6 protein-coding genes are annotated in these 8,163 nt (G+C 73.6%); 5 read left to right on the top strand and 1 reads right to left on the bottom strand.

Translation table 11 applies throughout. The features are described 5' to 3' along the window. Positions 1-109: 109 nt before the first annotated feature. Positions 110-829: a GntR family transcriptional regulator gene (locus ACWCYY_RS07030; RefSeq protein WP_345289690.1), complete on the bottom strand. Its 720-nt coding sequence runs from the start codon at positions 827-829 to the stop codon at positions 110-112. A 111-nt stretch (positions 830-940) separates the two neighbouring features. On the opposite strand from ACWCYY_RS07030, the gene ACWCYY_RS07025 reads away from it, so the two are divergent. From ACWCYY_RS07025 to ACWCYY_RS07005, 5 genes are all read left to right on the top strand, one after another. After that, on the top strand, positions 941-1,168 hold the full coding sequence (locus ACWCYY_RS07025) for a hypothetical protein (protein WP_449795363.1): 228 nt from the start codon (positions 941-943) through the stop codon (positions 1,166-1,168). A gap of 27 nt (positions 1,169-1,195) precedes the next feature. Continuing rightward, positions 1,196-1,429 carry a DUF7848 domain-containing protein gene (locus ACWCYY_RS07020; RefSeq protein WP_345289693.1) on the top strand — a complete coding sequence of 78 codons (234 nt, stop codon included), beginning with the start codon at positions 1,196-1,198 and terminating at the stop codon, positions 1,427-1,429. Continuing rightward, positions 1,422-1,661 carry a hypothetical protein gene (locus tag ACWCYY_RS07015; RefSeq protein WP_345289694.1) on the top strand — a complete coding sequence of 80 codons (240 nt, stop codon included), beginning with the start codon at positions 1,422-1,424 and terminating at the stop codon, positions 1,659-1,661. The genes ACWCYY_RS07020 and ACWCYY_RS07015 overlap by 8 nt, the downstream gene beginning before the upstream one ends. 74 nt (positions 1,662-1,735) lie before the next feature. Then, positions 1,736-2,281, top strand: a complete 546-nt coding sequence (locus ACWCYY_RS07010) for a GNAT family N-acetyltransferase (protein WP_449795362.1) — start codon at positions 1,736-1,738, stop codon at positions 2,279-2,281. A gap of 95 nt (positions 2,282-2,376) precedes the next feature. Further along, entirely contained in the window at positions 2,377-8,127 is a 5,751-nt protein-coding gene (locus ACWCYY_RS07005) for a DUF5979 domain-containing protein (protein ID WP_449795361.1), read from the top strand. Positions 8,128-8,163: the final 36 nt, after the last annotated feature.

The raw sequence follows: 8,163 nt of genomic DNA, 5'->3' as shown, positions 1-8,163 counted from the left end.
CCACACCCCCCCCGTGCCGCGGCGCCCCGGCCCCCCGCCCCCCGGGCCGGCGCCGGCCGGCCGGTGGCCCACCGCCGGCCCCCGCCGCCCCCCCCCCGGCCGTCCGGGTTCAGCCGCGTCGGGGTGGGCGGTCGCCGTACTCGGTGGCCCAGCGGTCGGCGGGGAGGAGGAGGTCGGCGGTCTCGACCGGGCGGCCGGTGACGGCGTCGTGGTGGGTGCGTTCGATGGCGAGGGCCGGGGTGCCCGGGGTGGTGGTGAGGGTCTGGGCCTCGGCGCGGGTGAGGACGCGGGCGGTGACGCGCTCGACCGGCGGGCCGGCCTCGATGCCGATGGCGGCCATCCGGGCGACGACGCCGATGCCGCCGTAGGGGCCGGCTTCGGGGAGGACGACCAGGGTGCCGCCGGTGACGGCCATCGGCTCCCAGCTCTCCATCAGGTAGGAGGGGGCGCCGTCGAGCAGGTGGACGTACTTGGTGTGCATGACCGGGTCGCCGGCCTCGATCTCCAGGCGGGCCGCGACTGTCTCGGTGGCCCGGGCGGTGGCGGATTCGGAGCGCCAGGAGCCGGTGACGCCGTCGCCCTGACGGCGGATCAGCAGGGCGGGTGCGTCCTGCGAGCTGACGAAGTAGCCGCGCCCGTGGTGCGCGACCACCAGCCCCTCCTGCTCCAGCAGGCCGTACGCCTTCTGGCCGACGCTGATGCTGTAGCCGTAGTCGGCCATCAGCTGCGTGAGGGACGGGAGCCTGTCACCCGAGCCGAACTCCCCTCCGACGATGCGTTCGCGGATCCGCTCCGCGACGTGGAGGTAAGGGGATGGCTCGTCACTCATGGGGCGCGTCCTCCCAGTTGTCGCAGGTTGGTGACAGAGTATCCACTCACCCTTACTCTATGCATATAGTGAAGCCCTACGCATAGAGGGGGGCGAGTGCACGGCGCACGCGTGTCCGAGGTCCAGGCGGCGATCAAGGAGGCCACCGGCCTCCTGGCCGAGACCACCCGCCACGGCACCCGGATCCGGCTCTCCCTCCCGCTCGCCGACGTCCCGCCGGAGCGCTGGCCCGGCCTGCTGGCCGTCCTCGGCGGCGCCCACGTCACCGGGTACGGCACCACCGACCTCGGCCCAGACGGCGGCCGGCCATCCGTCTGGGCCGAGGTCGCGGACGACTGACACCCCACCCGAGAGGACCGAACTCCCGTGTCCAGCTGGACCTTCGCTCCCGATCCGGAGCCCGACGCGCTGCCCTCGCTGCACCTGTTCCAGTGCGCCAGCGAGAACGAGGAGGGTGCCCCGTGCGGCTGGAACACCCTGCCGTCCACCCACTTCGAGGACGCCCGCGGCGCGGCTTTCGCCCACCTCACCACCCACCCCGAGCACCGCACCTTCCAGCACGTCACCTCTCTCCCCTGGCGGATGACCCCCGATGCCTGACCGCTACGAACCCCGTCCCCTCCCCCGCGAGGGCGACGCCCCACAGCTCTGGGGCGCCTGGGACACCCTCCACTCCGACTGGCTCCGCCGCCTCGGCACCGGCTGCCTGGCCGGCACCCCGGAGCCGTTCACCTCCCCGCAGCGTGTCCAGCTCTGGGCGGCCGCCGCGGGGGCGCTGCGCCTGACCAGCACCAGCGTCTCCGTCCGGCCACCGTCCGCGCCGGCCCCCTGAGGGGAACGCAAGGAGCACGACACGCTGGCGAAATCCCGTTGGCGCGAGGGCCGTTGGTGTGGGACAACGGCCTGATGACCCTCACCTGGCGCAGGCTGACCACCGCCGACTTCCCGCTGCTCGCGGAGTGGCTGGCCCGGCCGCACGTCGCCCGCTGGTGGAACCACGAGACCTCCCCCGAGGCGGTCGAGCGGGACTTCGGGCCGGCCGCCCGGGGCGAGGAGCCGTCGGAGGACCTCCTGGTGGCGGTGGACGGGGAGCCGGTCGCGCTGGTGCAGCGCTGCTGGATCGCCGACTACCCGCAGTACATGGGCGAGTTGGCCGACCAGGCCGAGATCCCGGAACGGGCCATGACCCTCGACTACCTCATCGGCGGCCCCGAACGGACCGGCCAGGGCATCGGCACCCGCATCCTCCGCGCCGTCGCCGAGGCCACCTGGACCGACCATCCGACCGCGACCGCCCTCGTCATCCCCGTCCACGCCGACAACCGCGCCTCCTGGCGCGCCCTGGAGAAGGCCGGCTTCCACCGCTACGTCGAGGCCGACCTGGAGCCCGACAACCCCGCCGACGACCGCCGCCACTACGTCTACCGCCTCGACCGTCCTCAGGGGCCGTGACCCCTCGGTCGGCCTGCGCCATCCGGGGCAACCCGGGCGCGTCGACCTGAACGGCGCAGGGGCCCGCTACCTAATCTGACGATCATTCAGGCCGGATGACGTCGGACGACGGGATGCGCATGGTCGGGTTGGACTTCGGGCGCCGGGCCGGACGGCCGCTGCGCGGGTTGGCGGCCGCGGCGGTGGCGCTCGGCCTGGCGGCCGCGCTCGTCGGGGCGCCGCCGGCTCACGCGGCGGGGCCGGTGATGTCGCTGACCAAGGCGGTGGAGGGGGCGCCGGACCCGCTGATCCCCGGGTCCGCGTTCTCGTACAAGCTGACGCTCTCCTGCTCCTCGCTCTCGGTCTCCTGCGTGAACGCGTACCTGGAGGACGTCCTCCCGCCCGAGTTCGACATGACCTCGCTGCCGCCCTCCACACCGACCCAGCAGGTGACGTACGACCCGGCGACGCGCAGGCTGCGGATCGACTTCAGGAGCCCGCTCGCCTCGCCGCCCAACCCCGCCGGCTCGGTCGGCCTGCCGGCCGGGACCACTGCGGACGTGTCGGTCGGGATGAAGGTCCCCGCCACCGGGCCGCTGGAGGACGGCGACACCGTCACCAACACCGCCACCGCGAGGGCCGACAACGCCACCGAGGTGGTCGGCAGCGTCACCCAGACCGTGACCGTCCCGAAGATGCTGGACGCCAAGGCCACCAAGAAGTGGCAGCCCACCTCGGACGTGGCGCAGAGCGACGGCGTCTCCACCGTCACCCTCGGCGCGGCCAACACCTCGGCCACCCCGGACGGGATCAGCCGCCTCGACGTCCAGGACGACACCGCCGAGCTGTACGAGAACTTCGACCTGGTCTCGGTCGGCCCGGTGAGCCGGATGCCCGCCGGGGCGGACCGGGTCACCGTGCTGGTGTGCACCAAGCCGCCCGGCAGCCGCTGCGCGGAGAACGAGTGGGTGCGCGGCACCGCCGTCCCCGGCCCGGACCTCACCCTGCCCGCCGGGGTGACGGCTGGTCAGGTCACCGGCGTGCGCTACGAGTTCACCAACTCCACCGGCGCCACGCTCCCGTACGACAGCACCGGCGCCGCCGTGCCGATGCAGGTGAAGCTGCGCCGCACCGAGCGCACCAGCGGCGCCCAGATCAGCCCGGCCGCCCGCAAGACCGTGCACAACTGCGCCGACTCCGCCGTCAAGGACGCGGGCAGCCGGTTCACCGTGATCGGCCTGCCGGCCTGCTCGGACCACGACATCCTGCCGAACATCGCCACCGTCGACCTGGACAAGCGCTTCTTCCCGGACGCCCGGGGCGACTTCACCCAGAACGGCACCGCCGTCCGGGGCGAGAACGCGAGCGTCACCGCCCAGCTGAACGCCAAGAACACCTCGCCCTTCGCCGTCTCCGAGCTCACCGTCACCGAGCCCTCCGACTCCGCCACCGCCGGCAGCGAGTTCGACAAGTTCGACGCCGCCAAGCTGAAGGTCGACTTCCCGCCCGGTGCCACCACCGCGACGCTGACCGTCACCTGCCGGGACGGCTCCACCCCGGCGCCGGTCACCCTCACCAACCCGCCCGCCTCCCAGGTGCGCGCCTCCACCGGCTGCCCGGCCGGCAGCCCGCCCAAGCGGATCTCCATCACCTTCAAGGGCGAGCAGGGCGGCAAGGGCACCATCCAGCCCGGTGCGGTCGCCAAGCTGTCGGTCAACGGCACGCTCAACTCCAAGGTGACCGCCGAGGACACCAGGGACGGCGTGCAGGACTGCGCCGACGCCTCGGCCTCCAACCCGGCCAACGGCTCCGGCTCGGCCGCCGTCACCGACTGCGCCGTGCTCAAGGTCGAGGAGCGCAACCCCGACGGCAACGGCTTCAAGTCCTCCTCCTGGACGGAGGTCCCGCCCGGCCAGGACCTCACCTTCAGCCTCGGCTACACCAACTCGGGCAACGTCACCCAGCCCAAGGTCCAGGTCACCGACCCGGCCGACCCGCTGGCGCCGAACAACCCCTTCGACCAGCTGGAGATCGTCGGCGTCTCCACCGACGGCAGCCCGCGCTCCCTGCACATCGGCGTCGAGCTCTGGGACCCGGCCGTCAGCTCCTGGGTGGCCTACGTCCCGCCGGACAGCGCGCTGCTGGCCCGGGCCAAGGGCGTCCGGATCACCGAGCCGGACGGCATCCCGCCCAAGGGCTTCATGCGGGCCACCCTCACCGTCCGGCTCCGCCCGGGCGTCACCTCGGGGCGGATCGACAACTGCGCCGCGGTCACGATCGACGGCAAGGCGGAGGGCAATCCGAGCTGCTCCCCCGCCGTCGACGTGAAGCCCGCCAAGGCGGCCGCCTCGCTGCAGAAGACGCTGGCGCCGAGCACCGTGCTGCGCCCCGTCACCGGCGTCGCCCCGCAGGACGTCACGCTCCGGCTCACCACCGTCAACACCGGGAACCTGGGCCTGAAGCGACTGGTCGTCAGCGACACCGACCCGGACTTCTTCGACGCCGTGACGGTGACCGCCCTGGCCGGGGTCACCTTCCCCAACGGCGCCGACCGGGTCCAGGTGGACGTCTGCACCACCGGCTGCCGCAGCAACCCGCCGGTCTTCGTCACCGGCACCCCGACCTCCTCCACCAAGCCCGGCTTCCCCGCCGGGGTGGACCCGGCGGACATCCAGGGCCTCCGGGTCACCTTCAGCAGCTCCACCGGCGGCTACGGCATCCTGCCCGCCACCTCCGCGCCCAACTACCAGGACTGCCCGGGCAGCAGCGTCTGCCTGACGGTCCGTCCGCGCGAGGGCCTGCGCTCCGCGCCCGGCACCCCGGTCCCCGACCTGCTGGAGGACACCGCGACCGCGGCCGGCGAGAGCCGGCTGCAGCCCGACGGCGGCACCTTCCCGGTGCCGGACTCCACCGCCTCGCTCAGCGTGCGCGAGGGCAGCAACCTGCTCCGGGTGGAGAAGGAGCCGGCCACCACCGTGCTCAGCCCCGGCTCGGTCGCCCCGTTCAACCTGCACGTCAGGAACACCGGCACCGCACCGGTGCCCGACCTGGTGGTGGTGGACGAGGTCCCCTCCGGCCTGCGCTTCGACGACGCCTTCCAGGGCGACCAGGGCCGCCCGTACACCGTGAAGGTGACGGTGCCGCCCGGCGGGACCCAGCCGACCGAGGTCCTGTTCGAGCCCGAGCGGGACGCGGGCGGCCGGATCACCAAACTGCGCTGGCGCTTCCCCGGCTGGACCTTCTACCCCGGCAGCGAGGTGGTGCTCGGCTACCAGGTGAAGCTGAACGGCGGCGTCGCGGCCGGGACCACCATCACCAACGTCTTCGGCGCGGGTTCGGAGAAGGTCGCCAAGGTCAACTGCGACCCGTCCTCGCCCCGGCTCGGCACCGTCACCGACGACCCCCGGTACGGCACCGGCACCTTCTGCACCTCCTCGGCCCAGGTCACCTCCCGCTCCGGCGTCTCCTTCGACGCCGCCAAGTGGGTCACCGGTGACCGCTCGCTCGGGTACCAGGACGCCAACACCGGCAAGCCCGTCCCGGCCGGCGACCCGCGCTGCCCCGAGCTGACGGTCGGCGGCACCGTGTACACCCGCTACCCGTGCGTCGCGCTCACCCGGCCCGGCCAGGACTTCTCCTTCCTGGTCCGGATCGAGAACACCGGCACCGAACCGGCCCGTTCGCTCCAGCTGCTGGACGTCTTCCCGGCGCCCAAGGACACCGGGGTGCTGCTCGGCGACGAACAGCGCGGCACCCAGTGGGACACCGTGCCGACCCTCACCGGCCCGGTCCGCTACGACGGCGCCGGCACGGCGGCCATCACCTACACCGGCACCGCGAACCCCTGCGGCCGCAAGGTCGAGACCCCCAAGCGCGCCTGCGCGGCCGCCACCTGGGGAGCCGACACCACGCACGCCACCGCCTTCGAGACCGAGGTGGAGTTCCCGTCCGGCATGGCCCCCGGCAGCGCGGTCACCTTCACCCTGCCGTTCCGGGCCCCGGCCGACCTGACCGTACCCGGCTACGCCTCGGTGGCCTGGAACTCCTTCGCCCACACCGAGACCGTCCGGGTCGGCGGGAACACCACCCGGCTGCCGGTCACCGAACCCCCGAAGGCGGGCATCGGCCTGGTGTTCGGGAATGTCCGGATCCTCAAGAACGTGGTCGACCCGCCGTCCGGCGTGCCGGTCGGGCCGTTCCGGCTCGCCTACTCCTGCCTGCTCACCACCGCCGGTGGCGAGAGCGTCGAAGTCCGGTCCGGCGCAGCCGAGTTCGGCCCGGACAAACCCTTCGACCTGGGCGGCGTGCCGGCCGGTGCGGTCTGCCGGTTCTGGGAGACAGAGGCGGCCGGGGCGAAGACCGACCACCTGGGCGAGGCCAACGCGATCGTGGTCACCGTCGAACGGGCGGCGGACGCCACCGTCTGGCAGCAGGAGGAGATCGCCAACAAGTACCCGCGCAAGGACCTGGTGGTGGCCAAGCGGATCACCGGCCCGGCCGCCGAGGCGGTCGGCCAGGGTCCGTTCAAGGTCACCGTGGACTGCGCCTTCAACGGCACCCGGCTGCCGGGCTTCCCGCAGCAGCTGGTGCTCACCGGCGGCACCTCGCAGGCCGTCACCGACCTGCCCGACGGCAGCCGGTGCCAGGTCGACGAGACCGACAACGGTGGCGCCACCCGGGTCGAGTACCAGATGGTGAGCTCGCCGAAGGTGGTGATCTGGTCCCCCCGGCCCGTCCCGGCCACCCTGACCACGGTGGGCGAGACCGCGACCGTGATCATCACCAACGAGTTCGCGGTCGGCTCGCTCCAGGTCACCAAGAAGCTGGCCGGCACCGGCAGCCCGCTGGCCACCGGTCCGTTCCGGTTCGAGGTGGTCTGCGACTTCAACGGGCGGGCCGCGGTGCTCACCCGCGAGCTGGAGCTCACCGGGCCCGACCACCTGACGGGGCGTCTGGACGGCCTGCCGGTCGGCGCGCTGTGCACCGTCACCGAGACCGCGAGCGGCGGCGCGGACGTGCCGGCCGAGCCGGTCCGCCGGGTCGAGGTCAAGGAGGGCCTCACCGACCTGGCCACCGCCGAGCTCACCAACACCTTCCACGCCGGACGCCTGACCCTCGCCAAGGAGCTCACCGGCCCGCTGGCCGGGGCCGGCTACCTGCGGGAGGCCGAGTTCCAGCTGCGCGTGATCTGCCGCCGGGACGGCAAGGAGGTGCTCGACCGCACCGTCACCGTACGGGCGGGCCGGTCCGTCACCCTGCCGGAGCTGCTGCTCACCGGTACCCGCTGCTGGGCGGCCGAACTGCCGAGCGGCGCGAGCGCGGTGACGGTCTCCCACCCCGACGAGCAGCACGCGGCCGTGGTCACCGCCGAGGCCCCCGACCTGACCGTCACCGCCGTCAACGAGTACCGGCCGGCCGCACTGGCCCTGCTCAAGCGGACCACCGGGACCGGGGCCGCCGCCGCGGCCGACCGGGAGTTCACCGTCGAGCTCAGCTGCACCCTGACCACCGCGCCGGGCACCGCCCCGATCGTGCTGGCGGACCGGCGGCGCTACCAGCTCCGCCCGGGCACCGTCCGTCCGGTGGACGACCTGCCCGACCCGTTGCCGGCCGGGGCCCGCTGCTGGCTCGGCGAGCCGGACCGGAACGGGGCCGCCGAGGTGACCGTCGAGCACGACTCCGCCGAGCGGGCGCTGCTCCTGACCACCGACCCGGCCTCGCTCGAGGTGACCAACCGCTTCGACACCACCGAGCCGCCGCCCCCGCCGCTGCCGATCACCGGCAGCGTGCCGGGACCGTGGGCGGCCGGATCGCTCGCCCTGCTGCTGCTCGGCCTGGCCGCCCGGTACGCCGCACGACGGTGGTGACCGCCGGGTGACTCCCGGGTGACGCACCCTCACGGC

This window comes from Kitasatospora sp. NPDC001664, assembly GCF_053596675.1.
This window is presented reverse-complemented; position numbering and strand designations above follow the sequence as displayed.